Raw genomic sequence first — 223 nt, forward strand, 5'->3', positions numbered from 1 at the left:
TCCAAAGCGATACCACATCATTCTCTTTGACCAAAGAGGTTGTGGAAAATCTAAACCATTTGCTGAGTTGAGAGAGAATACAACTTGGGACTTAGTCTCTGATATTGAAAAGATTCGTGAAGAACTCTCTATTTCTAAGTGGGCCGTTTTCGGCGGAAGCTGGGGATCAACACTTGCCCTCGCCTACGCTCCAAGTCATCCAGATTCGGTCTAGGCATTATTC

Annotated in this window: 1 pseudogene; it reads left to right on the top strand. The window is 44.4% G+C overall.

What is annotated here, in order from left to right:
* Positions 1-211: pseudogene (locus M901_RS11895) on the top strand (alpha/beta fold hydrolase); the annotation flags it as partial.
* Positions 212-223: the final 12 nt, after the last annotated feature.

This window comes from Bacteriovorax sp. DB6_IX, from assembly GCF_000447775.1.
Classification (GTDB): domain Bacteria; phylum Bdellovibrionota; class Bacteriovoracia; order Bacteriovoracales; family Bacteriovoracaceae; genus Halobacteriovorax_A.